Source organism: Aquipluma nitroreducens (assembly GCF_009689585.1).
Taxonomy (GTDB): domain Bacteria; phylum Bacteroidota; class Bacteroidia; order Bacteroidales; family Prolixibacteraceae; genus Aquipluma; species Aquipluma nitroreducens.
Genome location: NZ_AP018694.1, coordinates 991,747 through 1,018,547, shown reverse-complemented (window position 1 = coordinate 1,018,547; position 26,801 = coordinate 991,747). Strand labels below are relative to the sequence as shown.

Annotated in this window: 20 protein-coding genes and 1 tRNA gene; 6 read left to right on the top strand and 15 right to left on the bottom strand. The window is 40.1% G+C overall.

The window, feature by feature from the left end; genetic code table 11:
* Positions 1 to 85: 85 nt before the first annotated feature.
* Complete coding sequence (htpG, locus tag AQPE_RS04175) at positions 86 to 2,140, bottom strand: molecular chaperone HtpG (RefSeq protein WP_318349792.1); 2,055 nt, start codon at positions 2,138 to 2,140, stop codon at positions 86 to 88.
* Between the two features lie 192 nt (positions 2,141 to 2,332).
* Between htpG and AQPE_RS04170 the strand changes: the two genes are divergently transcribed.
* On the top strand, positions 2,333 to 3,799 hold the full coding sequence (locus tag AQPE_RS04170) for an aminotransferase class V-fold PLP-dependent enzyme (RefSeq protein WP_318349791.1): 1,467 nt from the start codon (positions 2,333 to 2,335) through the stop codon (positions 3,797 to 3,799).
* Between the two features lie 325 nt (positions 3,800 to 4,124).
* Here the strand turns inward: AQPE_RS04170 and AQPE_RS04165 are convergent, their stop codons facing one another.
* The 3 genes from AQPE_RS04165 to AQPE_RS04155 form a co-directional block, all read right to left on the bottom strand.
* Positions 4,125 to 6,083, bottom strand: coding sequence for a dipeptidyl-peptidase 3 family protein (locus AQPE_RS04165; protein WP_318349790.1), 1,959 nt, complete (start codon positions 6,081 to 6,083; stop codon positions 4,125 to 4,127).
* 8 nt (positions 6,084 to 6,091) lie between these two features.
* Positions 6,092 to 6,766 (bottom strand): TrmH family RNA methyltransferase, encoded by a 675-nt coding sequence (locus tag AQPE_RS04160; RefSeq protein WP_318349789.1) that lies wholly within the window; start codon positions 6,764 to 6,766, stop codon positions 6,092 to 6,094.
* Between the two features lie 83 nt (positions 6,767 to 6,849).
* Positions 6,850 to 7,119, bottom strand: a complete 270-nt coding sequence (locus tag AQPE_RS04155) for an HU family DNA-binding protein (RefSeq protein ID WP_318349788.1) — start codon at positions 7,117 to 7,119, stop codon at positions 6,850 to 6,852.
* 253 nt (positions 7,120 to 7,372) lie between these two features.
* Here AQPE_RS04155 and AQPE_RS04150 point away from each other — a divergent pair.
* Positions 7,373 to 7,459: transfer RNA gene (locus tag AQPE_RS04150), tRNA-Ser, on the top strand.
* Between the two features lie 283 nt (positions 7,460 to 7,742).
* Here the strand turns inward: AQPE_RS04150 and tsaD are convergent.
* Positions 7,743 to 8,780 (bottom strand): tRNA (adenosine(37)-N6)-threonylcarbamoyltransferase complex transferase subunit TsaD, encoded by a 1,038-nt coding sequence (gene tsaD / locus AQPE_RS04145; RefSeq protein WP_318349787.1) that lies wholly within the window; start codon positions 8,778 to 8,780, stop codon positions 7,743 to 7,745.
* A gap of 308 nt (positions 8,781 to 9,088) precedes the next feature.
* On the opposite strand from tsaD, the gene AQPE_RS04140 reads away from it, so the two are divergent.
* The 3 genes from AQPE_RS04140 to AQPE_RS04130 all read left to right on the top strand — a co-directional run bounded on the left by AQPE_RS04140 (position 9,089) and on the right by AQPE_RS04130 (position 15,227).
* Positions 9,089 to 13,297 carry a translocation/assembly module TamB domain-containing protein gene (locus AQPE_RS04140; protein WP_318349786.1) on the top strand — a complete coding sequence of 1,403 codons (4,209 nt, stop codon included), beginning with the start codon at positions 9,089 to 9,091 and terminating at the stop codon, positions 13,295 to 13,297.
* A 160-nt stretch (positions 13,298 to 13,457) separates the two neighbouring features.
* Complete coding sequence (locus AQPE_RS04135) at positions 13,458 to 14,183, top strand: MotA/TolQ/ExbB proton channel family protein (RefSeq protein WP_318349785.1); 726 nt, start codon at positions 13,458 to 13,460, stop codon at positions 14,181 to 14,183.
* Positions 14,184 to 14,312: 129 nt separating this feature from the next.
* Complete coding sequence (locus AQPE_RS04130) at positions 14,313 to 15,227, top strand: TonB family protein (protein WP_318349784.1); 915 nt, start codon at positions 14,313 to 14,315, stop codon at positions 15,225 to 15,227.
* A gap of 348 nt (positions 15,228 to 15,575) precedes the next feature.
* Here the strand turns inward: AQPE_RS04130 and AQPE_RS04125 are convergent, their stop codons facing one another.
* Both AQPE_RS04125 and AQPE_RS04120 read right to left on the bottom strand, forming a co-directional pair.
* Entirely contained in the window at positions 15,576 to 16,577 is a 1,002-nt protein-coding gene (locus AQPE_RS04125; RefSeq protein ID WP_449658186.1) for an IS256 family transposase, variant Zn-binding type, read from the bottom strand.
* 139 nt (positions 16,578 to 16,716) lie between these two features.
* Positions 16,717 to 18,045, bottom strand: coding sequence for a Gfo/Idh/MocA family protein (locus tag AQPE_RS04120; RefSeq protein ID WP_318349783.1), 1,329 nt, complete (start codon positions 18,043 to 18,045; stop codon positions 16,717 to 16,719).
* 287 nt (positions 18,046 to 18,332) lie between these two features.
* On the opposite strand from AQPE_RS04120, the gene AQPE_RS04115 reads away from it, so the two are divergent.
* Positions 18,333 to 19,382, top strand: coding sequence for a M20 family metallo-hydrolase (locus AQPE_RS04115; RefSeq protein ID WP_318349782.1), 1,050 nt, complete (start codon positions 18,333 to 18,335; stop codon positions 19,380 to 19,382).
* A 118-nt stretch (positions 19,383 to 19,500) separates the two neighbouring features.
* On the opposite strand, the gene AQPE_RS04110 is transcribed toward AQPE_RS04115, so the two are convergent.
* From AQPE_RS04110 to AQPE_RS04075, 8 genes are all read right to left on the bottom strand, one after another.
* Positions 19,501 to 20,835: an ammonium transporter gene (locus AQPE_RS04110; RefSeq protein WP_318349781.1), complete on the bottom strand. Its 1,335-nt coding sequence runs from the start codon at positions 20,833 to 20,835 to the stop codon at positions 19,501 to 19,503.
* 42 nt (positions 20,836 to 20,877) lie between these two features.
* On the bottom strand, positions 20,878 to 21,222 hold the full coding sequence (locus AQPE_RS04105) for a P-II family nitrogen regulator (RefSeq protein ID WP_318349780.1): 345 nt from the start codon (positions 21,220 to 21,222) through the stop codon (positions 20,878 to 20,880).
* Between the two features lie 343 nt (positions 21,223 to 21,565).
* Positions 21,566 to 23,140 carry an ammonium transporter gene (locus tag AQPE_RS04100; RefSeq protein ID WP_318349779.1) on the bottom strand — a complete coding sequence of 525 codons (1,575 nt, stop codon included), beginning with the start codon at positions 23,138 to 23,140 and terminating at the stop codon, positions 21,566 to 21,568.
* Positions 23,141 to 23,172: 32 nt separating this feature from the next.
* Positions 23,173 to 23,526: a P-II family nitrogen regulator gene (locus AQPE_RS04095; protein ID WP_318349778.1), complete on the bottom strand. Its 354-nt coding sequence runs from the start codon at positions 23,524 to 23,526 to the stop codon at positions 23,173 to 23,175.
* A gap of 422 nt (positions 23,527 to 23,948) precedes the next feature.
* Positions 23,949 to 24,077, bottom strand: coding sequence for a hypothetical protein (locus AQPE_RS04090; RefSeq protein WP_318349777.1), 129 nt, complete (start codon positions 24,075 to 24,077; stop codon positions 23,949 to 23,951).
* Positions 24,078 to 24,401: 324 nt separating this feature from the next.
* Positions 24,402 to 25,658, bottom strand: coding sequence for an ammonium transporter (locus AQPE_RS04085; RefSeq protein ID WP_318349776.1), 1,257 nt, complete (start codon positions 25,656 to 25,658; stop codon positions 24,402 to 24,404).
* 20 nt (positions 25,659 to 25,678) lie between these two features.
* Positions 25,679 to 26,035, bottom strand: coding sequence for a P-II family nitrogen regulator (locus AQPE_RS04080; protein WP_318349775.1), 357 nt, complete (start codon positions 26,033 to 26,035; stop codon positions 25,679 to 25,681).
* 28 nt (positions 26,036 to 26,063) lie between these two features.
* On the bottom strand, positions 26,064 to 26,729 hold the full coding sequence (locus AQPE_RS04075; protein WP_318349774.1) for a TorF family putative porin: 666 nt from the start codon (positions 26,727 to 26,729) through the stop codon (positions 26,064 to 26,066).
* Positions 26,730 to 26,801 lie beyond the last annotated feature (72 nt).

Below are 26,801 nucleotides of genomic sequence, written 5' to 3'. Positions count from 1 at the left end.
AACAACTCAATTTTGGTTGCTTCGCCACATGAAAAAAGGCAGATTCTCCGAAGAAAATCTGCCTTAACCTATACTGTGGAACTTATTATTTGATCAGCTCAAAGCTGCGTTTAACGAATTTATCCAGATCTTCACCTTTCAACATCCCGTTGGCAAGCAGCGCAAGATCAACCAGTTGTTTGGCCAGCTTATTTTCTTTACCAAATGCAGTCAGTTTGGCTTTCTGCTCATCCTTCAAGGCATTGATTGCTCTTTCCAAATCTTCCGATTTTTCTTTCACTTCCGAAGGAATTTCTTCGTCTTTTTTATCTTTTTTCGCTTGATCTACTTCTTCCTTTTCAGCGGTTTTTGCCTGAAGGTTGCTTTTTATCGTTTCCAGTTCAGAGCCAATTGCAGCATCGCGGGCTTCAAAAATCTCTTTCACCAAAGGATGAGAAGTATTTACCACCAGATTCATGTTTTCAGGAAGATCACCATAGAAGCTCATTCCACCGCCCTGCATAGCGCTCATATCTTTCATGCGGCGCATAAATTCGTTGCGGGTAATCACCATTGGAAAGCTGTTTTCGCCCAAGTCTTTGAAATCGACAACAAAGCCATAATCCTTATTTTCAGGACAAACAGCTTTAAAAATAGGACTCAATTCGTTCTTTTCTTCCCAGCTTAATTCGTGCTTTGGTTCCTCTTTTGCGATCAGGTGCTCGGCCACATCCGAATCAACACGAACAAACCGTTTGCTGGTGTATTTTTGTTCCAGTTTGTTAATCAACGGTGTCGAAAGTACATTATTCATGACCAAAACATCGTATCCTTTGTTTTTGGCTGCCTGCACAAACGAGTACTGTTCTTCAGGATTATTGGTGTATAAATAAACCAGGTTGTTATCCTTATCAGTTTGTTCCGGTTTAATCAAGCTTTCGTATTCTTCCATTGTAAAAAACTTGTTGTCGGTATTTTTAAATAGGAAGAATTTCTCCGCTTTTTCATAGAATTTATCTTCGGTCAACATGCCATATTCGATAAACAGGCGCAAATCGTCCCATTTCGTTTCGAAGTCTTCACGTTTTTCGGCAAACAATTGAGCCAAACGGTCGCCCACTTTTTTAGTAATGTGGCTGCTGATTTTCTTTACATTCGAATCGCTTTGCAGGTACGAACGCGAAACATTCAGCGGAATATCAGGAGAATCGAGCACTCCATGAAGCAGTGTTAAAAATTCAGGAACAATTCCTTCAACCGAATCGGTTACAAATACCTGATTCGAATAAAGCTGAATTTTGTTTTTCTGAACTTCAACCGTATTTTTCAGTTTCGGGAAATATAAAATACCAGTCAAATTGAAGGGATAATCCACATTCAGGTGAATGTTGAACAGCGGATCTTCAGCCATTGGATACAGTTGGCGATAGAAATTATTGTAATCCTCTTCAGTCAGATCAACCGGTTTTTTTGTCCATGCCGGAGCCACATCGTTAATCTGGTTATCCTCCTCAGTATCTACTTCAGCGCCATCTTTCCAGGTTGTTTTTTTACCGAAAACCACCGGAACCTGAAGGAATTTGCAATACTTGTTCAGCATTTCACTAATCCGTGCTTTTTCCAGAAACTCTTCCGAATCGGCATTGATGTGCATCACAATATCGGTACCTACTTCAGCCCGTTCAGCGGCTTCGAGTGTATATTCCGGGCTTCCGTCGCATTCCCAGCGAATTGCAGTTGCGCCTTCGCGGTACGATTTGGAAATAATATCAACCTGATTTGAAACCATAAATGACGAATAAAAACCAAGTCCAAAATGACCAATGATGGCATTTGCATCGTCTTTATATTTATCCAGAAATTCTTCTGCTCCTGAAAAAGCGATCTGGTTAATGAATTTTTCTACTTCTTCGGAAGTCATCCCAATACCATTGTCAGACACTGTAATGGTTTTGGCATCTTTATCGATTTTTACAGAAACTTTCGCATTGGAAACATCTCCGGAATATTCTCCTTTTGAAGCCAAGGTGCGCAACTTCTGCGTGGCATCTACTGCATTCGATACGATTTCACGAAGGAAGATGTCGTGATCGGAATACAAAAACTTTTTAATAATCGGGAATAAATTGTCACTGCTTACGCCTATTTTTCCTTTTTGCATTGTTTTATATTTTTAGTTAAACTTCATTTTATGAGCGTTGAATTTTCAAAGACTATACCACGACTCAAAAATGACTTTTTGTCACCAAGATTGACAGATACACTATTTTTGAGGTGACAAAAACTGATATTATTCTCTTTTTATCTGACGGAAAGAGTTTATTTTGCAACGCATTTTGAATACACGAAAATCATGACAAACCTTGAATCGTATTTTGATTCGTTCCGGAAAGAAATTATTGGTATCGATCAATATTTCAAATCGCCCTTTGGTGAAAAAAAAATAATTTATGCCGACTGGATTGCCAGTGGGCGTCTTTACCGACCGATAGAAAAGCAAATCACCGAAGTTTTTGGTCCTTTTGTTGGAAATACACATTCCGAAACCAGCGAGACCGGAGCTTTAATGACTCATGCCTACCATCAGTCGCAGCAAATCATTAAAGCGCATGTGAATGCAGGGCCAAACGATATTATTATTACCGCAGGTTCAGGAATGACAGCAGTAATCAACAAATTTCAGCGCATGCTTGGTCTTAAATACTGCGGAAAGGTTAATCATACAGGGTGTCTGTCACAGCGCGAAAGACCTGTGGTTTTTATCACGCACATGGAACACCATTCGAATCACACCAGTTGGTACGAAACCAACGCCGATGTGGTTATTATTGATCCGGATAAAAACATGCAGGTATCTCCGGATAATCTTCGAAAAAAACTGGAAGAATATAAAGATCGCCCATTTAAAATTGGCTCGTTTACCGCATGCTCCAACGTTACAGGTATTCGCACTCCCTATTATGAAATGGCCAAAATTATGCACGAAAACGGCGGTGTGGCTTTTGTCGATTTCGCCGCCTCAGCGCCATACGATCAGATTGATATGCATCCGGAAGATCCATTGGAAAAACTGGATGCCGTCATGTTCTCGCCACACAAATTTCTGGGAGGCCCGGGTTCTTCCGGAGTTTTAGTTTTTGATCAATCGATGTATCACAACTCAGTACCTGATCAGCCTGGTGGCGGAACCGTTGATTGGACCAATCCGTGGGGTGACTATAAATACGTCGACAACATTGAAGTCCGCGAAGATGGCGGGACCCCGGGGTTTCTACAGAACATCAGAACCGCACTTTGCATCAGGCTGAAAGAGAAAATGGGCGTCGAAAACATTCATCAGCGCGAAAATGAATTGCTTAAAATTGCATTCGCCGGACTCGACAGCATTCCTGAAGTAAAGATCATGGATAGCGCCCATCGCGACCGTTTGGGGATTATCTCCTTTTACGTGGTAGCTATTCATTATAATTTACTGGTGAAATTGCTGAACGATTTGCACGGCATTCAGGTGCGTGGAGGTTGCGCCTGTGCCGGAACTTACGGCCATATTTTGCTTGAAGTGAGTCACGAATTATCAGATGAAATTACTTGCAGAATTAATCAGGGCGATTTATCCCTGAAGCCAGGCTGGGTGCGTTGGTCGTTGCATCCAACCACAACCAATCACGAAATTGAAATATTCATTCAGGCGCTTCGCGATATTGTTACCAATCATGAAAAATATGCTGCGGATTACACCTATTTCCCGAAGGAAAATATCTACAGGCATAAAAATGAAAATCAATACGCCGAAGTGGTGAAGGATTGGTTTAAATCGTAAGACGATTGTAGGTAAGAGGTTCCTGAACAATGTTCAGACACCATTGAATGCTGTTAAGTCGCTATTGCACGTCATTAAGATGCCTTCGAACGCCGTTAAGATGCCTTCGAACGATGTTAAGATGCTCTTGAATGCCTTTAAGATGCCTTCGAACGTCGTTAAGATTGTTTTGAACGGCATTAAGATGTCGTTGAATGCCTTCAAGATATTGTTGAACGGGTGCAAGATGTTATTGATCGCCGATCAGACGCTTGCGAACTTTATTAGGGGCTGGTAAACATCAATTCGACTCTATTTTCGCAATGACTAATGACTATTTCCTCTGTTAGTCATTCTCCATCGGCAAAAAGCCAAATTCTTTACTGTATCTCAACATTTGTGAAGTGTAATCTTCATCGTAATTGATTAGCACATCGTTTGGAGTACCGCAAGGCCAGGTTTTAAGCTCATAAACCGGATTTAAAAATCCAGCGTATGGAGCCAAATCAAGCTTTTTAAAACGCTCCAGTACTTCTTCATGTAATTGACGGTCAACTTTTACTCCAAAGTTCTCGACCAAATTACGGGCAGCTTCAAAATCGCCTTCCGATTTAATTCGCTGAATTTCTTTCAAAAGTTGACCAAATAAGCTCCGCAACTCTTGATAATCATTAATCCTGACAAAAGTTTTTCCTTTAGAATAAATAAATTCGACCACATTTTGCGCTTTCCCTGCTTCATAAGCCCAACGGGAAATTAATTGGCGGTTGCGCATGTGCGACTCTTCAATGTCTTTCCCAGGTTCTATGCGCGTCAGTTGGGTTAGCAGTCCATTACGCAAATAAGCATCAAATTCAGCCTTCGCGGCTTCGATGGAAGGAACCAACCCCAATTGCACTAATTTCTCATCCATGATGTAATGCAAGGCAAAAAGATCGGCTCTTGTCTCTTCAATGGTCGAATAATAATTCTTTAAAACATCGGTATTTACTCCTTCCAAAACTTTTCCTGAACCGTGTCCCAGGCATTCGTGCAGGTCGGTGTGCAGGTTTCCGGCCAGGTAACCGTATTGTTTAGCCCGTTCAATTTCTTCTGCGGAACCGGCAAATTCTTCGAGCATTCCATTGCCCATCGAATCGAGGAAATAAGCTTGAGTAATGTTTTCGATGGTCACAGATTTTGATCCATAAGTTTCACGAATCCATTCAGCATTGGGCAAATTGATTCCGATTGGCGTTGCCGGGTAGCAATCTCCCGCTAAAATTGCCACGTTGATCACTTTTGCACTAACGCCTTTCACTTCCGCCTTCTTAAATTCAGGTGAAACCGGCGAATGATCTTCAAACCACTGCGCATTTTCGCTTAAAATAGTGGCTCGCTTGGTGGCTTCCCGATCTTTGTAATTTACAATTGACTCCCAACTACCTTTGATGCCCAACGGATCGCCATAAACTTCAATAAACCCGTTTACGAAATCAACATGGCCAGCCTGTTCCAGCGCCCAGTCGATGCTGTATTCATCAAATTTTGCCAAATCCCCTGTGGTATAATATTCGATCAAAGAACCGATGTATTTTTTCTGAAGATCATTTTCGGCATAGTCTTTCCCTTTTTCCAACCAGAAAATGATCTGCTCAATGGCTTTCCCGTATTTGCCATTTAATTTCCAAACCTTTTCCTTCAATTGACCGTCTTCTTTTATCAATGTCGAATTCAGGCCAAAAGAAACCGGTTCCTGACCGGCAGTCAATTTCAAATCTGCATAGAACTTTTCGGCTTCGGCTTGTTTCACGTTCTGGTAATAGTTATTGCTTGAAGAAACAAGGAGATCCTTTTCTGAATCCAGATTCACCCGCTTTCTTTCTGTTTCCGGATCAAAAATGACCTTTTTAATTTCCGGAATGATCGCTTCGAAACTTTTTTCAGAAGGCGACTTAAAGCTAGCCCAATCGGATTGCACCACAAGTTTATTAAAATAAGCCTCAGAAAAACCAGCCGGTATTTTCTCGGTTGAATAATGATGATGGATTCCGCTTGAAAACCAAACCCTTTTCAGGTAAATCACGAATTGCTGAAATTCCGTGGTTTCACGATTGCCTTTGAAAGACTTGTAAATCGTTTCAACAACTTTACGAATAGCCAAATTGTGGCGATTATTCTGATCCCACAAGATATCGCGGCCACAAAGCGCTGCCTGCGAAAGATAATAGATGTATATCTTTTGGTTTAAAGTCAGTTTTTCGAACTCAGGAACCGAGTATCGCAATATCTTGATGTCGGCAAACTTTTCAGCAAATACGTCCATGTCTTCAGTTATTTATTCAATTCTTCAAATTTCGCTTCGAGTAAATCTACCCGTTTTATCGACGTGCGAAGCCAATTGAGTAGTATTTCTTGTTTTTCGATATCAGTCAAATGCCAATCAATGTCAGTGTGATTACGAAGTTGGTGGGTCAAATGATGTAAAGTTACCGCTACTGCAACCGAAACATTCAGGCTTTCGGTAAAGCCAACCATCGGGATTTTCATGTATTCGTCGGCCTCTTTCATGGCCCATTCGGTAAGTCCGGGACGTTCGCAACCAAAAACAATGGCGGCTTTTCCTTTTTCCAGATCAAAATTCTCCAAAGCAACATCATGATCGTGTGGAGTTGCAACAACTATCCGATAACCCTCACTTCGTAATTTCTGAAGTGCTTCCGGAGTATTCATCGCGGTACCATTGTGTTGGATTACCGAAACCCAATTGCTTGCACCACGCACCACATCGGGATTAACCTCAAAAGCGTGCTTATTTTCAATGACATGAACATTTTGAATGCCGAAACAATCGGCAGTGCGAACTACTGCACTGGTATTCTGAGTCTGGTACAAATCTTCAAGTACAACTGTCAGGTAATTCGTTCGCTGAGAGAGTATTTTATTAAATAAAGTAAGTCTTTCGGGAGTAATAAATCCTGAAAGAAACTGAATCAAGTCGGCATCCATGATATCTTTTTTGGGGAAGCAAAGATAAAAAAAAGGGGCGCACTATTGAAATGCGTCCCCTTTGTAAATTTTTCAGGAAAATACTAGATAGTATCAGCTAATTCAGCACCTGGTTTAAATTTAACAACTTTCTTTTCAGGGATTTCAATTGTTGCACCAGATTGTGGGTTTCTGCCGGTCCTTGCGCTGCGCGAAGCAACTGAGAAAGAGCCAAATCCAATAAGAGCTACACGATCGCCATTTTTTAAGGCATCAGATGTGGCATCAACGAAAGCATCTAATGCTTTTTTAGCATCTGCTTTTGTTAAACCAGCTTTTTCAGCAATTGCATCGATTAATTGTGCTTTGTTCATAAGAAAACTTGTTTAAGGTTAAAAATATCTGAATTAAAATCATTCGAATTTATGAAATAAAGGCAACCTAAAAAAGCAATAACCTTAATAAAATCAATACTTTCAAATGGTTAATTTTAATATGATACTAAATTCCTAATTCTGATTCAAAAAAGCAACCCTTATCTAAAGTTTTTTTTAAAATTATTTCCTGACTTTTTTTAACAAATGTTTTTGTAGTCTAAAAAAATGTTCTACTTTTGCCACCGCGTTTGGAGAGATGGCAGAGTGGTCGAACGCGGCGGTCTTGAAAACCGTTGACCGTGTGAGCGGTCCGGGGGTTCGAATCCCTCTCTCTCCGCAAGTCTAAATGCCTGAATTTCATTGAAATTCAGGCATTTTTGTTTTGTATTTCCATTCGAAGTAACTTTACTAATCCAGATATCTTCACTGCATTCCTCTCTTTATTTATTCATCCAAATCGGTAAAGAAACCATAATTGATAAAATATTTAATACAACATCTGAGACGAAAAGTAAAACAAGGTTGCCTCAGAGGACGCACTTAGCTTAATAAAATTGAAATCTGGTTGAACTTATTACAAGAAAAAAGGGAGTAGATTTTAGTTCTCTACTCCCTTTTTTTTACACTTTTATGTCCATTCGTGCAAAAGGAACAGCATCCATTCCGATAAACTCACCTTTCAAATATTTGAAATGTCCGGTCATTGCAATCATGGCTGCATTGTCGGTGGTGAACGCAAATTTAGGGATGTGCATTTTCCAGCGACGTTTTGCCGCAGTCTCCATCAGTGCATTTCGTAATCCTGAATTGGCCGAAACACCGCCTGCAACAGTAATTTCGTTGATGCCGGTTTCTTTGGCCGCTTTAATCAGTTTATCGAGCAAAATATCGATAATCGTTTTTTGCAACGAAGCACACAAGTCGGCTTTTCGTTCTTCAATGAAGTTTTCGTTTTCTTTCAGTTGGTCGCGAAGGAAGTACAGAAAACTTGTTTTTAATCCGCTGAAACTATAATCGAAGTTCTGAATGCGTGGTTTTGAGAATTTAAAAGCATCCGGATTGCCCTCTTTAGCCAGCTTATCGACAAACGGACCTCCGGGGTAGGGAAGACCCATTACTTTGGCGCATTTGTCAAATGCCTCACCGGCAGCATCGTCAATGGTTTGGCCAATCACTTCCATGTCGAGGTAATCTTTCACCAAAATAATCTGCGAATTGCCACCCGAAACCAACAAACATAGGAATGGGAACTTTGGAGGATCGTATGGTGTGTCTTTTTCCTGAATAAAATGTGCCAGAACGTGTGCCTGAAGGTGGTTGATTTCAATCATCGGTGCGCCTGTTGCAAGCGAAAACCCTTTGGCGAAAGAAGTTCCAACCAACAACGAACCCAATAATCCTGGACCACGGGTAAAAGCAATTGCTGTGATGTCCTCATTTTTGAGGCCAGCCTGCTTAATGGCCTGATCGACCACCGGAACAATGTTTTGTTGATGTGCGCGGCTGGCAAGTTCCGGGACCACGCCTCCGTATGCTTCGTGAACCTTTTGCCCTGCAATGATATTTGAAAGCAAAACGCCATTCTGTAGAACCGAAGCCGAAGTATCATCGCATGATGATTCGATTCCTAAAATGAAGATGTCCTTTTCTTTGTTCATTAGTATCAATAAAAAGCCTGAACATTCGTTTAATTCATGAACAGACTGGTTTTTATTCGGGTATTTGTATTATTTTGTATTCAAATTCGAGGCACAAAATTATCAAAAAAACACTTAAAATAGGGTTGCCAATACTGGGTACGGTTTTCGTCCTTCTTTTTTCTTCCTGGCTCATTCTTCAGAGTCCGGCAGTACAGACTTATCTTGCCCAAAAATTAGCGCTGAAACTATCTGCTGAATTAAATACAAACATCACTATTCAAGGAGTTTCCATTACTTTTTTTGATGAAGTTAAACTCAAAGATGTCTTGGTTGAAGATCAAAAACACGATTCACTTTTATTTGTTCATGAACTAGTTGCCAGTATCGATTCTTTCAGTATCAAAAAACGTTATGTAAGTATTGATCAGCTCAAACTTGATCAAACATACCTGAACGTTAATACGGATTCGACAGGAGACCCGAATTATCAATTTCTGTTGGATTTATTTGGACAGAAGGACACCGTAAAGACCGATAGCCTGAATACCAGCTATGATTTTGTCGTAAATAAATTTGATTTTAATGATGCCAAAATAAATTATGCATATGCGGATAGCGCTGGGGCACATAAGATTTTTCTGGATGATATTTCTTTTGCGGTTTCTGGAATAAAGGTTTTGGCTGAAAATATTGGTTTTAGAATCAATAAATTTGAGCTTAACGATCAAAAAGAATTTAAGCTCGAAGATTTCTCAGCCAATTTTCTGTCCACTCCCGATTCTTTAATAATAACGCAACTTCATGCGAAGACACCACATTCTGAAATTACAGAGGCAAACCTGTATGTCGATAAAAGTAAGATAGGATCCGGACTCGATTTTAAGAAACTAAAAGTTAATCTCGACCTGAAAAGGTCGGTGGTTAGTCTGAAGGATGTTGGCCTTTTAGTTCCTTCGCTGAAGGGAATGGACGAAAATATTGAAGTTTCGGGGCAAGCTTCCGGAAATTTGGCCGATCTGAAAGGTAAGAACATCGAGTTGAGTATCAGGGAAAATACTCGTTTGGCTTTTGATATCCGACTGAGTGGATTGCCTGATATTGAAAATACGTACATGCACATCGATCTTAAACAGTCGTTTGCTGACTTGAACGAACTGAGTCAGGTGAAGCTTCCCGATGATTTTCCGCTCACGCAATTAAAGTTACCATCTCAGCTTATTCGGGCTGGCGTTATTGAATACAATGGAAACTTTACCGGATTCCTCAGCGATTTTGTTGCATATGGAACATTCAAATCGAAATGGGGCGTTTTAACTACCGACATCTCTTTTGTCCCTTCAGCAGGAGAAAAGTTAAAAATGAACGGAAAGTTGAAAACAGTGAATTTTCAACTCGGAGAATTGGTTCAGTCTGATATTCTCGACCACATTACATTTAATGGTGATGTGAAAGGATTACTGAACCAGAAAACGCATGATTTTAGCGCTTCCGTTTCGGGTCGGATCGACAGTTTGATGCTGAATGATTACCAGTACAAAAATATTGAGTTAGCTGGCGATATCCTGAATAAACGCTTCAATGGTAGTTTGGTGGCTGACGATCCCAATCTGAAATTTCATTTTGACGGGGAGTTTGATCTGAACGTTCCTGTTCCGGTTTTTAATTTTAATATGTTGGTCGAAAAAGCAAATCTGAAGGCATTGAAGCTGGTCAGCGGGTTTAAACAGTCAGCCGTTTCGTTTGCCATGAATGCCAACTTCACAGGTAACAATATCGATAACCTGGCCGGATCGATTCATTTTAAGGAGGGAGTCTATCAAAATGAAAACGGTTTGTTGTCGTTCGATAATTTTGATTTGAAGACGTTTAATGAGAATGAGCCCGTTTTGCAAGTACGATCCGATTTTCTGGATGCCGACATTAGGGGGCAATACCAATTGCATAATCTGCACAATTCAGTTCTGAAAATTATTACGAATTACCTGCCCTCTTCAGGATTAAAATATCCCGATCAACCGACTACGAATAATTTTGATTTTAGGTTTAATTTGAAAGATATCAACCGCTTTACTCGGGTTTTACTTCCTGAGTTGAAGATGGAGACAGGTGAAATAGAAGGAAGTATCAATTCAGAGAAAAACACCCTAACGGTGAATGCTTCATTTCCGGAAATTAAATATCAAACGGCTGTATTGCGAAAATTTACCGTCAACCTAACTGGCGATTCGAAACTTTATATGCGTAATAAAGTGGAAGAATTTGACTTGGGCGAGCAGTTTAAGGTCCATAATCTTTCGCTCATTTCCGAAGCTGAAGATGATGTAATGGATTCGAAACTGGCATGGAATAACTTTGACGACGTTTCGTACAGCGGCTCAATAAATACGAGTACAAAATTTTTCGCCCAAAAGAACAGGCCGCATGTTGAAATTTCGGTTAAACCTACGCGACTGTATTTGGCCGACAGTCTTTGGCAAATTAATTCGGCACTTATCACTGTTGATTCAACGCTTATTAAAATAAACAAACTTCGCCTTTCGAGCAAAGGTCAGTCTGTAACTGCCGATGGTTCGATCAACAAGAACCAAAGCGACAAACTTAACCTTATTTTCAATCAAATCGATCTCCGTTCGTTGGATCGGTTAACGGGTGAAGATCTTGAACTTAAAGGAGAGCTGGATGGAACTCTTTCGCTGTTTGATATTTACCAAAAGGCTTTATTTCTTTCTGATTTGAAGGTAGGTAATCTGAGCCTGCTTGGTCAGCCAATTGGAGATGCAAATATTCAAAGCCGGTGGGATAGGGATGCTCAGGAAATTGATGTTGATTTACTCGTGAAATCGAAGGAGCAAAATTTATTGCACGCATTCGGTATTTATAATCCGGGAAAAGATAGTCTATCGGTATATACCAATTTCGATCATTTCTCATTGTTGATTTTGCAACCTTTAATGGGTAGCAGTTTTGCCAATTTCCATGGCGATGCAACCGGAAAGGTTTGGATTCACGGGCCTTCCGGGCATATTCAGCACGATGGCGCTTTGTTTGCTGCCAATGCCGGACTGATGCTTTCCGACTTGCAGGCCAACTACAACCTAAATGATTCGGTTAGATTTTCAGGAGATAAAATCATTTTCCCTGACATTAAGATTCAAGATGACTATGGAAATTCGGGTGTTTTTTCCGGATCAATACAACATCAGACTTTTTCGAAGATGATCTATGACATGACGATCAAAACGAATAAGATTCTGGCTATCAATACAACTCCTCAAATCAACGAGCAGTTCTATGGAAAATTATTTGGTAGTGGAATTGTACGTATTACGGGTAAAGGTGCACAAGTTCTGATTAATGGAGCGGCGCGTACCGAAAAAGGAACTGAGATGAATATTTCGCTCGAGTATGAAGGAGATGCACAACAATATGATTTTTTAAATTTTGTAACTCACGGGTATCAGCCAAAGATCCCTTTGTATATAGCTCCGGTAAGTAATTCGGATGTGCAGATAAAATTAGATGTTGAGGTAACTCCTGAAGCAAAAGCTCAATTGATTTACAACTCAAAAATCGGCGATGTGATTCGTTCACAGGGTACTGGTAATTTGCAGGTTTCAATTGATAATGATTACAATATTTCGCTTTTTGGCACCTATACCGTTGAGCAGGGTGATTATCTATTTACACTACAAAATGTGATCAACAAAAAATTCGAGATTCAGCAGGGAGGAACTATTGAATGGAATGGCGATCCGGAGGTGGCTACTGTAAATTTGAATGCAATTTATCGTTTAAAGGCATCATTGAGTGATCTTTTTGCCAGTAACGGAACAGACATAAATGCCAATTACAACCAACGAATTCCGGTATTGTGTAAAATAAACCTTACTCAAAATCTTAGTAATCCAGCAATCAAATTTGATATTGAGTTGCCTTCCACGGATGACCGTACCAGGGATGATGTGAATCAGTATATTAGTTCCGAAGAAGACATGAATAAACAGATCTTGTCTCTGTTGGTACTTGGTAAATTTTATACTCCTGAATACCTTCGGGGATCATACGCCGGAGCAAATAACAACGTCGTCGGCTCAACTGCCAGCGAATTATTCTCTAACCAGCTAAGCAACTGGTTGTCGAAGATCAGCAACGATTTTGATGTTGGTGTGAATTACCGCCCCGGAAACCAAATAACCAACGATGAAATTGAATTGGCATTGAGCACTCAGATGTTTAACGATCGGGTCTCGATCAATGGAAACATTGGCAACAATTCGTCGCAACGAACCAGCGCAAATAGCAATGGTCTTGTTGGTGATGCCGACGTTAATGTTAAACTCACCAATAATGGTAAACTTCAGTTGAAGGCATACAATCACGCCAATAATAATCTGATTTATGAAACTTCTCCCTATACTCAGGGAGTCGGTTTATCGTATCGTGAAGATTTTAATAACTTCAAAGAACTTTGGCAAAAAATGAAAAGTATCTTCAAAAAGAAGAATTCAAGACCTGTTGGCGCTAAAACGAAATAATCATCTTTTTGAGTTATATTAAGTATTGAATTGATTGTTAAGTTTTTAGTGGCTCTGTGATAGGGTGGAAAATTATATTCAAATAAATTGTATTTTTGCAGGACATACTAATTGAATAGAAACCTTCGTTTTTATTCAGTTAGGTTTAAACAAAATGCATATGTTAAATTTAATTTTATTACAGGTTGGCACTAATTTAGCTGAAGCATCAAAACCCATCACAACCGCTGTTCGGCACGATGGATTGATGAAAGAACTGATCCAAACTGCATTTAAAAGCGGTCTCGTAATGATACCATTACTGGTTTTGACCTTGGTGGCCATTTTCATTTTTTTCGAACGTTACATCGTTATTTATAGGGCTGGAAGGGTTAACTCAAAGCTGATGAAGAATCTTCGGAAACATATTCTGGATGGAAAAATTGATTCCGCATTTCATTTGTGTCGCAAAGAGAATACTCCAACATCACGGATGATTGAAAAAGGTATTTCCAGAATTGGACGATCGCTGGCCGATGTAACAACGGCTATTGAAAATGTTGGCAATCATGAAATTTCCAGATTGGAAAGACGACTTCCAATATTGGCTACTGTCGTGGGGGCAGCCCCAATGATTGGGATTTTAGGAACCATTGTTGGAATTATTCAAGCCTTTTATGAAATGGCAAGTTCAGGAAATACAGTTGATCTGACTATGATTACACAAAATGTGTATCAAACATTGGTAACAACAGTTGCCGGCTTTGTTGTTGGGCTCATTGCTTATCTGGCTTACAATATTTTGGTAGCTAGTGTTAAAGGTGCAATATCCAACATAAAGTCTGTTACCATTGAGTTTATGGATATGCTGAATGAACAGCCAGAATACTCATCGTTAAAAGTATAAGTAAACAAGTAATTTGTGCATTCATTATACAAAAATGCAACGGATCTGCCGATGGGATCAGAATAAAAAGAAGGACACTTATGGGATGAGAATGCATCGTATTCCAATACATTTATACAGTTGTTTTTCATGAAATACATTTCGGAACATAGAACAGGATTGATTGGAACACTGGTAACTCATGGTGTGATACTGATCTTTTTATTGTATTTTGGAATTCTCATTACCAAACCAGCCACGCCTCCTTTTGAAGAAGGTATTCTGGTTAATTTTGGCGATTCAGAGACTGGTCTTGGCCTTGAAGAACCGGCGCCTGGCGAGCGCGAACCCTCCGTAAAACCAATCGAATCAGCTTCTGAAAAGATTGTCTTACCATCACCTCCGGCAAAAAAGGTTTCTGCTGCGGATGATGACCCGATAGTTACGCAGGATGTGGAGAAAACGGTCGCAGTTAAAACACCTAAGAAAAAGGTTGTTGAAAAGGTGATTGATCCTGAAAAACAACGGCTGGCCGAAGAGGAAAGGTTGCAAAAGGCCGAGCAGCTCCGTCAGCAAAGGGAGGAACAGCAGCGTTTGGCACAAGCCGCAGCCGAACAACGTAAGATTGGCGAAATTAACAGTCGGGCAAAGAATGTATTTGGTGGAGGTGGAAAGGGTAGTCCCGACTCGAAAAGTACCAGTCAGGGTATAACTTATGGTACCGGGAATCAGGGTGTCCCTCAGGGATCGGCTAATGCTGAACGGTATGGCCCGGGCGGTGGAATTGGCAATGGAGTTTCTTTTAGTTTAGACGGGCGTACCTCGCAGTCGTTGCCTAAACCTCGTTATCCGGGTAACGAAGAAGGTGTGGTTGTTGTACAGGTAACTGTTAATAAATCGGGTCAGGTAACAAAGGCCGAAGCTGGTGTTAGAGGATCGAATACTGCCGATCCTGAATTGATTTCTGCTGCCAAGAAGGCTGCGCTTCAGGCCAAATTTAACGTCGATAACAATGCTCCTGCATATCAAACCGGCACAATTACTTACCGCTTTGTGTTGGATTAAAGCTTCAAATTTTATTATACAACCTCGGAACATGAGAGCACAAAGAATTTAATATTCTGTGTTTGTCTGTTTGATCTCATTCTGCGGTAGACTTGCATGGCAAAAAAGTTTGGGTTTCTATGTGTTCTATGTGGTGAAACAAAAAAAAGGGCAATGTGGTCAAAAATAGTTGTGATTTTTTGGAAAATAATTAGTAAGCTCCACGCAGTTAATCCGAAGAGGAAGCAGGCTCTGATGGAGATCAACCTGCCAGCAATAAGGTTAACGCATAAACAGTAATACAAGGGTAGTCCAACAAGCTGCCCTTTTTCTGTTATTACTGGTATGCCCACAATGGCTTAAAAAAACTCATTTTGCGTTAGCAAAATAAATGTACCACTTGATGAAGTTTATTCGGTGTTTTACCGTCAACCCACGATGGATATCCAGGTGGTTTTTAAGATGACTGAAGTATCCTTCTATCCCGTTTGTAGTCTTGGGTATATCTGGGTTTGATAGGTAATGAAACATGTTTGGCAAAGCCCGTTTGATGGTTATATAAGAGCGGCGAAGCAGTTTATGTGTGTACCAATATCTTCCGGTTTCTGTGTTGTATGTTTTTTCATTCAAGTAATCTTTGTGTGTTTCATGCCATTTTAGAAACTCTCTTGTCCAGTAAATCCGGTCATTTTCTGATTTAATTCGAAGGATAAATAGCACCAGTTTGCGTAGTTCCTGTCCGGCCTGATGTTTGGGATACTGTGTTAGCCACAGCAGGCACATGCGCTGGATATGAACCAGACAGCGTTGGACGATAGCTTCTGGAACTGACCTTTTTATCGCTTTTAAGATACTTTTATGACCGTCGGTGGTAATGCTTTCGATCTGAATCCCAAGTTTGAGCAAGTTAGCCAGATCCTCTTTGATTTCCTCATAGCGTTCACCGTCAGTAAAGCGATGCAGCTGGGTGTAGCCATCAAAATCGTCTTGATAACAAACCAAACAAAACTGCGCAAAATACGTGGCATCTATCCGTAAATGAACACGCTCTCGCTTGATTATTTTGACCAATGGCGCTTGTTCTAAAAAATGGTAAAATGTCCGTTGAAGTGTAGCTTGCGATAGGCTGCTGTCCCTGCTTAAAATTTGATAAGTCTGACGTTCCAATATCCACTTTCTGAACCATACAAACCTGTTTTGAATTCTCTGTTCTGGACGATTTTCAGTTAGAAAAATTCCGCATCGTTTACATTTGAATCGTTGCTTACCCCCTTGTTTTCCCCATCGAATAACATCTGTATATCCACAGGCCCAACAGCGTTTTTTTTGATTTTTCCATAAACATAAAAAGTTTGATGAAACCAAGTTCATCAAACTTTCTGTATTATCAATATTGGTGTGCTTTACAAAGCTTTTTACCAACTATTTTTGACTAATATGCCAAAAAAAGCAAGCACCCCGGTTTTACCCGAAATGCTTGCTTTATATTTTGAAGAAATCACTTTAGCTACTACACCAAAGTATAGCCAGCGCGGTATTCGTAATGCATGAGTTTGGTAGCTGCCCCATCGGTATCGTCAATAAATACTTCTTTTATTGGATCCCATTTAACTGTACGTTTCAGTTCACAGGCAATGTTTCCCAGATTACAAACGGTACAACTGCTGTGTCCAATTTCAACAGGAACAACCGGATCTTTGCGTTCGCGAACGGCTTCAATAAAATTAACCTGGTGCGGAATCTTGGTTTCGTATGGAACGTTGGCCTCTTCTTTTTTTGCAGGTGGAGGCAGGAATTTGTCGTCAGAAGCTTTGAAATGCTCGCGTGACACTTCAATCCATCCATCTTTTCCCGTGAATTTTACCCCTTTTGTATTTGCTTCATCAAATGGTTCCGAAGTCATAACAACGCCATTGGCATATTTGAATTCCATGTATTGAGTGCCGTCGCCGATAGGAGAAGCTTCAACCGGACCGTTTTTGTCCATTCCAAGACCCCATTGGGCAATGTCGAACATATGAGCGCCCCAGTCAGTCGTGAAACCGCCTCCCATTCCTTTATACCAGCGCCATGCGCCCCAGTATTCTTCGTCCTTGTCCGGATCAACAGTAATAGGTGGATCTAATTCTTTGTTATATGGAACTGGACTTGGAAGCGATCCCTGCCAGAGGTCCCAATTCAGATCGGCTGGCACAGTTTCAACTGCAAGATCGAATGGCCGTGGTGGAGCACCAACATAAGCATTCACTTTCTCGATTTGACCAAGAGCGCCCGATTGTACCAATTTTACGGCGTGTTGGAAATTCGGGTCAGAACGTTGTTGGCTGCCAATAGCAAGTATTCGGTTCGTTTCGCGAACTACGCGGCGTAATTCCTGGCCTTCTTTAATAGTGAAAGTCATCGGTTTTTCGAGGTACACATCTTTGCCTGCTTTACATGCTGCAATGGCAATGCGGGCATGAGAATGATCAGGGACAGCAATCACCACGGCATCGATATCCTTACGTGCCAATAAATCCTCGAATTTTTCGTAAGTGGCAACTTCAACTTGTATTTTAGCTTTTGTATAGAAGTTGTTTACCCGTTTTTCAAAACGCTTGCGTTTTACGCCATATACATCGCAGCCTGCAACAACCCGAATGCCCGGGATTGAAATAAATCCGCTCAGCAAGAACATGGATTGACGCCCCATGCCAATAAATCCGAGCTTCAATGGATTCTCTGTTGTTTTTTGTTTACATGCAGCCAACGACGAGAACATTGCTACACCTGCAACGCCAATGGCGGCAGTACCAAGGAAATGACGTCTTGTGACGCCTTTTTTAAATTGATTCTCCATGTGAATAAATTGAATGTTTTAGTTGATGTAAAGGTTTGTGATGGTAAAAATACCGATTTGACTTTTTTTATCAAAACGAATAATCGCCAAACACCACTTTCTTTGAGATTAATGTGCTTTTATATTCTTTAAGCGTGAAATCATTTCTTTACGGTGTGAACAAATAGTTATAACGACAGTTTTTATGAAGAATTACAATCGGATTAAAAAACATTGTTTTTCTTTAATTTTTACTGAATACATACTTTTTTTTTTGACTTTTGTGAAGCACAGAAACGACTCAATCTATGGATAAATACATAAATCTGCTCAAATCATTAATTTCAGTTTCATCTCTTAGCCGGAATGAACAAGATGCCGCCCAAATAATTCGTAATTTTTTTACTGAATCGAAGGTGAGATTCGATTCGAAGGTAAATAATACCTGGGTTAGGAATCAGTTTTGGAAAGAGGGGCTTCCAGTTGTTCTACTCAATTCGCATATCGATACCGTTAAGCCGGCAAGCGGTTACACCCGTAATCCTTTTTCTCCGGATGTCGAGAATGGAATTTTATATGGACTTGGAAGTAACGATGCCGGCGGCCCTTTGGTTACGCTTTTGGCTGTTTTTATGTATTTCAATTCGATGGAAAATCTTCCGTTTAATTTAATTTATGCTGCTACCGCCGAAGAAGAAATATCGGGAACGAACGGATTGGAAAGTATCTTGGGCGAGTTGGGTACGTTGGATTTGGCCATCGTTGGCGAACCAACCAAGATGCAAATGGCTATTGCTGAAAAAGGACTGATGGTGTTGGATTGTACTGCTCATGGAAAGTCAGGGCACGCCGCACGCGAAGAAGGCGAAAATGCGATTTATAAGGCCATTGCCGATATTGAAAAAATACGGAATTATAAATTCGAAAAAGTTTCGGATATTCTGGGAGCAGTAAAAATGACAGTAACAATCCTGAATTCTGGAAGTCAGCATAATGTGGTTCCAGATCTGTGTTCGTTTACAGTTGATGTGCGCACGAATGAGTTTTATTCGAACCAGAAAGCATGTGATATAATAACAGAGCTCGTTGATGCGGATGTCGTACCACGATCGTTCAGGCTAAACTCTTCAGGAATTCCTGTTGCACATCCGATTGTTCAGCGAGGAATAAGTTTGGGGCTAAGCTATTATGGTTCACCAACTACTTCCGATCAGGCCGTAATTCCATTTCCATCAGTGAAAATTGGGCCGGGAGATAGTGCCCGCTCGCATACTGCCGATGAGTATATCCTCATTTCTGAGATGGAAGAAGGTTTTAAGATTTACGTCGATTTATTAACAAATCTTCAATTGAGATAAAAGAAGAGAGACCTGTCCCCCAACAGGTCTCTCACTGAGTGCTTCAGAAAATCTTCTGAAGCGAGAACTATATAATCGAACTAAACTTTACGAAATCGTATCGATAAACCCACTGAAATTAATCTTCGGCTAATGCCATTTCGTTGTGTTGGGTAATGTCGAGACCTGCAATTTCTTCTTTTTGAGATGCACGAATACCAACCGTTTTGTCAACAATTTTAAAGAGGATAAAAGTCATCACTCCTGAAAATACCATCGTTGTAACTGTAGCAACCAGTTGAATCCAGAGTTGTTTTGGATTTCCGTAAAACAAACCGCTGTATGAGGATTGGATGGCTGGAGTCGCCAGGAATCCGGTTAAAAGCGCACCAAGAATACCACCAATTCCATGAACTCCAAAAGCATCGAGTGAATCATCGTAGCCAAATTTGTGTTTCACAACCGATACCATAAAGAAACAAACCAGGGCAACAATAACACCTATTACTACAGCGCCCAGTACTCCAACAAATCCGGCGGCGGGTGTAATGGCTACCAGTCCGGCAACAGCGCCAGTACAAATGCCAATTACTGTCGGTTTCCCGTTGATTGTCCAATCTAAAAGTACCCATGTAAATGCTGCGGTAGCGGTTGCAACGTGGGTTGAAAGGAATGCGCTGATGGCTAATCCATCGGCGGCCAATCCACTTCCGGCGTTAAAACCAAACCAGCCGAACCAAAGTAAAGCGGCACCAATAACTACCAGAGGAATGTTATGGGGAGCGGTTGGATGGTTATTGTAATTTCTTCTCGAACCAATCATGAGTGTCATAACGAGGGCGGCAATACCAGCATTGATATGAACTACTGTTCCTCCGGCGAAATCGAGCGCCCCCATTTTTAATAACCAACCATCGGCTGACCAAACCCAATGTGCAACCGGATTATAAACGAAAATTGACCAGAGTACCGAGAAAATCAGGAATCCTTTAAATTTGATGCGTTCGGCATATGCTCCAATAATAAGAGCTGGTGTAATTACCGCGAACATGCATTGGAACATTACAAACAAAAGGTGTGGAATGCGCGCTGTAGCTTGTGAAATGTAATATGGACTCACATCATTAATTCCAATTCCATTCAAAAATGCCCAGTCGAAACCTCCAATGAAAGGAGCAAGTACTCCTGTTGACGAACTAAAAGAAAGGCTGTATCCAAAAAACACCCATTCCAGAGTAATAACCGCAGTTAGAATAAAACACTGCATTAAAATGTTAAGAACGTTTTTCTGACGAACCAGGCCGCCGTAAAATAAGGCAAGTCCGGGGATTGTCATCAGCATAACCAGGGCGGTAGCCATAATCATCCATGCGGTATTTCCAAAATCGATGTATGGAACTGGTGCCGGCAATGTAGTTGCCGTAATTTCCTGCGAAAAAAGTATGTTGGGAGCAACTACTGACAGTAGTGCCAATCCGATATGTTTAAATTTCATTTGCTTTTCGGGATGAGGGGGTTATTTGTTGTATAGCGATTCGTCACCACGATCTTTGGTGCGAATTCGAATCGATTCATTGATGTCACTAACGAAAATCCGTCCATCGCCACTTTCTCCTGTATAGGCTGATTCGAGAATTGCGTTGATCGATTTTTCGAGATTTTGGTCACGTACAACAAAGGTGATATAAATTCGTGCTACTGAATTTACGTCATAGGCAATTCCTCTAAAGATAAGTCCTTGACGTGCAGTGCCCTGTCCTTTAACTTCCCACCAGGATAGAAAGTCAATATCAGCTTCATGAAGAGCTGCGCGTACTTCTTCAAACTTCGTTTTTCTAACGATGGCTTCAATTTTCTTCATAACAATTAAATTTTATGTTTCTAAAAATCAGGAATGGGTAGTTCCTAAGGGGTTTAAATAATTACATGATTTTAATTTTGTTTTTACAAAAATATCAATAAAAAAGAAATGATCTATTTAAAAATGGGGTATTGTGTAGATAAAATACTAAAAAATTAACATTAAGTGTATTTTGTATGGGGTGTGTATTTGAAATTGTTTATTATTTTGTTTGTTATCCCTATTATTTTAAGGCGTAAGCAGATTTATGAAAAAAGAAAGAGGGTTCTGTCCCCCAACAGTCCCCTCTTCTTTGAATAACAACAAACTTAATTGTTGAAGAAAATATCTTTTGATTGTTTTCTTAATGAGATAAAGGTGTTTCAGAATTTTTGTCCATTTTCATACCAGAATACCCTTCAGTTCCCATTTCTGGTACATCCAATCCATCCAGTTCATCCTGAGCGCTAACTCTATTTCCAACAATTTTATCAATTAATTTAAACACAACCCAGCCAATGACGCCAACATAAATGATATTTGTGGCTACCCCAATAAGCTGTGCAACGAATTGAGAGGCATCTCCATAGAATAATCCTTTTACAGTTCCAGCAACGCCATTCCATCCGTCGCCATATGTTCCGTCGGCAAATAATCCTAAGGCAATAACTCCCCACATACCATTAACTCCGTGTACTGCAACTGCACCAACAGGATCGTCAACTTTAAGTTTTTTCTCAATGAAGAAAGCTGCTTCGATAACTAAAACACCTGCAACAAGCCCGATAAGAGCAGCTGATTGTACAGTAATGAAAGCACATGGAGCAGTGATGGCAACCAATCCGGCCAGCATGCCGTTGATCATCATAGATGGATCTGGTTTTTTAGTTTTGAAAAACCACATGTAAATCATAGAAGCAAATGCACCGGTTGCAGAAGCAATCATTGTATTTACTGCAACTACGCTTATTCTTAAATCGCCTCCAGCCAACGTCGATCCGGGATTGAATCCAAACCATCCGAATGCAAGGATAAAGCAACCGACAACAGCCATTGGAATATTGTGTCCAGGAATAGCATTTGGTGAACCGTCTTTATTATATTTTCCTAAACGAGGCCCAATCATTTTTGCACCCACAAAGGCCAAGACTCCACCAGTCATATGCACTACTGCTGATCCTGCAAAGTCGACAGTTCCATGTCCTAAACCGAAATTAGCTCCGAGCTGAGCTAACCAGCCACCGCCCCATACCCAGTTCCCAAAAATTGGATAGATAATGGCGCCTACAATAACACCATAAATTGCGAAGGATGAGAATTTCCAACGTTCGGCCATTGACCCTGTTGGTATGGTGGCTGTCGTATCCATAAATACCATCTGGAAAAGGAATAATCCAAAGACGGCTACATCATAAGTTTCACCACCTGCAAGAAAAAATCCTTTCATTCCAAACAAACCAAACGAATGACCAAATAAGTTTATCGTAAATTCATGGGCAAGTCCGCCATAGCCTCCAAGTGTTCCTAACGCTCCAATACCCCCAAACATGATTGCGAAACCACTGATGAAGAATCCGATCATACCTAAAGCGTAAACCATCATGTTCATCGACATGGTGTGGGCGGCATTCTTGGCGCGGGTTAATCCGGCTTCTACCATGGCAAATCCAGCTTGCATGAACATGACTAAAAAGCCGGTTATTAATAGCCATACCATATTGATAGAAACCTTGTTGTGACCTGCCTGCGCTGCAACTTCACCTAAGGTTGGCTGGCCAGGAGTGGCTGCTGCCACATCGTCTGCTGTACCTGTGGTTGCCCCGGTAGGGTCAGCTACTTTTTCTGCCGCGTAAAGTGAGCTCGATTCAAATAAGCTTACCGTTGGAAGTACCAATAGAAATAAGCTTATTATAGATAATATGATAAATTTTTTATGCATGATTTTGAATTTAAGATTTTAATGTTTTCTTCCTAATCAAGGTTGAATAGAGACGTATCTCCAGATTCACCAGTTCTGATTCTGTAGGAATCATTGATGTCCCAAACGAAAATTTTTCCGTCTCCTACAATTCCAGTTCTTGCAGATTTTAAGATGCAATCAATTGTTTTTTGCAAGTTAATATCTCTAACAACTATGTTTAGTACTCTTCGGGGTATATATTCCGTGTCGGATACAGTTCCTCGATATACTCGTTCTCCTTTATGTAGTTCATTGCCAAGACCTGTAGCATCCCAATAGGATAAAAAATCGATACCTACCTCTTTCAAAGCTGCTTTGACTTCTTCGAACTTTGAAACTCTAATTATTGCTTCAATCTTTTTCATTATCAGATATTTAATGTTTATTTCGTGTAATTTTTAATAATAATTTTCTGTAATTATGAATAGTATGCAGATGCTTGACATTGATTTGTTAATAAATATTGATTGTCAAGAATTTTTATAAAACATAATATTGAAAATGTAATACGGAAATCATACCAGATTAATAATTTAGGTGCTTGAACCCAATTGAATTCTGATCAGAGACAATAATAAACACACAGCTTTCAAATTCAAATTTGAAAATGTGGGAGTATTAGAACTAAATATTTCGGATTAAAATGGAAGTTTTTCCAGTATGTGGAGATTCTGTATTGGGTACAGAAGTGTAGTGTTTCTTCAAAGATAAATAACAGCATTGTGTTTTTGTGTCGTTAAAAACATAAAGAGTGTTATTCATCCGATTTTTTTTTGAGTAAATAAAACTAGCTGCCATGCCATAAATTACTTCTCAAAATTCCGGTTTTTCTTCCGGAAAAATATTTCTGGATTTTAGCGTTTGTATTACAGAATGCCAAAGTTCCAAAAATAAAGAAGTTGATTTCCTTTCCCATGATAATTAATTTTAGCGTTCAACCTATGTTTGTTTTCAAACTAGTTTCTTGTCTAAAAAAAATATTTCGGCTTGAAAAATAGTTATTCGAACAATTAATTACATGTGTAAAAATAGTATATAAATTACATTTGTGTTGTAATATAATGGGGTGTAAGTGATAATAAATAATAAAATAACATTAAAGTAGTGTAAAAGTATGGGGTTAAATGAAAAACTACATGATTTTAGTTTTGTGTGGCTTCTTTGTAAAAGAAAGAGGGTTCTGTCCCCCAACAGTCCCCTCTTCTTTGAATAACAACAAACTTAATTGTTGAAGAAAATATCAATTATAAGCACTTTCACCATGTTCGTAAATATCCAAACCTTCTTCTTCGATGCGTTTTGGAACTCTTAATCCAACAGTTGATTTAAGAACTTTGAATAAGATGAATCCAGCGATGAAAGCGAAGGCGGCTACTGCTGCTACTCCAATAATCTGGGTAATTAATAAAGCTGCGCCGTGGCCGTAAAATAAACCACCTGTTTGAGAGAATAAGCCAACCATAATTGTTCCCAATCCACCACAAATTCCATGAACAGAAACGGCACCAACTGGATCATCAATCCGAAGTGTATTATCGATATAACTTACTGCATAGACCAATACGACTCCTGCGATAAGGCCGATGGCAATTGCTCCTGAGGCTGATACAGCATCACAACCTGCGGTAACAGCAACCAGTCCGGCTAATGCGCCGTTCAATGCGAAACTTAAACTAGGTTTGCCCCAACGAAGCCAGCTGATTGCTAATCCGGCCAATGCTCCGGCGGCTCCAGCCATGTTGGTTGTAATAAAAATATGAGAAATGGCATCAGCGTTTGCAGAACCTGAAGCGGCTAATTGTGATCCGGGATTAAATCCGAACCATCCTAACCAAAGGATAAATACACCTAGAGTTCCGTAAGGGATGTTATGCCCTGGAATAGCGTTGACCTTTTTGCCATCATATTTACCAATACGAGGACCTAAAGCTAAAGCACCTGTTAATGCAATTACTCCACCAAGCATGTGAACAACTGTTGATCCTGCAAAATCGTGGAAAGGAGTTGTCATTTGTGACAACCATCCTCCGCCCCAGATCCAGTGACCAGATACTGGATAAATTACGGCTGAAATTACAAAAGAGTAAATAAGGTATGATTTGAATTCGGTACGTTCAGCCATTGCTCCGGAAACAATAGTTGCGGCTGTTGCTGCAAATACGGTTTGGAAAATCAAAAATGCTTCACCTGGAATCGCTCCGCTCCATCCACTCTTGAAAAACAAGTCTGGAGTACCAATGAATCCACTGATGTCGGTTCCAAACATTAATCCGAATCCGAGCGCCCAAAAGATTATTGCACCAACAGCAAAATCCATCAGGTTTTTATAAAGAATATTTACTGTATTTTTTGATCGGGTGAAACCTGCTTCAACAAAAGCAAAACCAGCCTGCATAAAAAATACTAATGCTGCGGTAACAAGTACCCAAACTGTATCTATTGATCTGGCCATCTCCGCTGCGGACTTGGCTAAAGACGTGAGTGTTACTTCATCCATGATTGTATAATTTCAGTTGATTAAATTTCTTTTCCTTTAATGAATAATGAATCGTCGCCAAATTCCCCGGTTCGTATGCGGTAAGATTCGTCGATTTTTGAGACGAAAATCTTTCCGTCGCCAATTTCTCCTGTTCTCGCTGAAGTCATGATTGCAAGAACTGTTTTTTCAACATTCTTGTCGCGAACGATAATGGAGAGGATTGTACGCTCAATGGTGCTGGTGTCGTAAACAACACCTCTGTAAACACGTCCTTCTCTGGTTTGGCCAATTCCACGTACATCCCAGAAGGAAAAGAATTCAATACCAGCTTCGGTAAGCGCTTCTTTTACATCTTCGAATTTGGTTTTGCGTATAATAGCTTCAATTTTCTTCATGATATTTTATTTAAATATTGATCGTTAATTATAGACTGAATCCTACAACCATAAACATCTGGTTCTTTTCAGGATTGAATACAACTTGCCCGGTAACAGGTATCGAAAAGCTATCAGTGATTTTGATTACTTTTCCTGTGCCAATGCCAATGTTGCATATATTGAATTTTCCATCAGAAGTATGCCATCCATCACCGGCACCAACTGTAAGGCTGCAGTTTTTAAAGGCGTATGCAGCCTGAAAGTATTTGTCTTTACCTGCCGATGCAGCAACAGATGCTTCGTTTAAGATGTAATTCGCACTTAAACTTAAACCCCCGACTGTATATCCCAGATTAAGCTCAACAGCATTTGTCGAATCGGCTGTGAAAGATCCGCCAGCTCTTGGATAATAATAATCGGTTATACCTAAGCTAAGACCGCTTGAAAATGCGTAAGAGATATATGGATCTGCTTCAGCATAACCTGCTGCATCAAATGATCCCCATACTCCAATAGTTAATCCACCTGTACTGTATTTTACAGAAGGTTGGAAAGCAGGTCCTGTGCCTAATAATGAGCCTCTCCAAACGTAGTTGCTGTAAAAGTCTGCACCAGCAGTAAATGGCGATGCCTTTTCTTCTTCTTGTGCTTTTACATTCAATGTGCAAATAGCAAGAAGAGTAAAAACGATAAGGGTAATTTTCTTTTTCATGATACTTGATTTTAGGGTTAAACTTCTATTTATGTTTTAATGTCATTCAACTTTGAAAAAAAATGGGGTGTT